Origin of the sequence: Winogradskyella sp. 4-2091 (genome assembly GCF_045765065.1) — a bacterium.
GTDB lineage: Bacteria > Bacteroidota > Bacteroidia > Flavobacteriales > Flavobacteriaceae > Winogradskyella.
Map to the genome: position 1 here is coordinate 1 of NZ_JBJKOD010000052.1, position 600 is coordinate 600.

The 600-nt window shown below is 25.8% G+C and carries 1 protein-coding gene; it reads right to left on the reverse strand.

The genetic code is table 11. The features are described from left to right. Positions 1-22 precede the first annotated feature (22 nt). Entirely contained in the window at positions 23-511 is a 489-nt protein-coding gene (locus ACJBCC_RS17270) for a hypothetical protein (protein WP_407557932.1), read from the reverse strand. Between the last annotated feature and the right edge of the window lie 89 nt (positions 512-600).

Consider the following 600-nt stretch of genomic DNA (forward strand, 5'->3'; position numbering starts at 1 on the left):
TGTTGTGCATAGTGTTTTTCCTTTAGTGTAAGAATTTATAAAAATCATATGTTGTCAATTCAGCTAATACATATGGTATAAATCCTAATATTAAAATTCCAATTACAATTAGTTTGTTTTCTTTCAGTTTTTCAATCAGGTTAGTAATTCCGATTTTTGTTTTTAGTTTATAAAATGTTGTTGCAATTAAAATCAATAATAATATATTCTCTCCTGAATAGTAAATTGTTGAAATTCCGTACTGAATTATGTCAACTGTTAAATAGATTATCAGAAGCAATGCTAAAGGTAGAATCAGATAATTAATTTCAGATTTTCCTTTAATAAATTTAATTCCGATTAATAAACTTAAAATTCCGCAAACGATTTTCGTGTATGCTATTATTATTGGAATCATAAATGCCCATAAAATTCCAGATTCAGAATATTGGTATAAATACCCGAAACCTTGGTAGAAAAATAACAGGCTAAAAATTAGCCATATTATTCCAATTATTTTTGTTATTTTCATTTGTTCAACATTTCAGAACTCTTATTTTTAAATTGTTTTTCAGTTCAATTTAGTTCGTTTTGAGTATGAGTGGCACATTATGCACAACG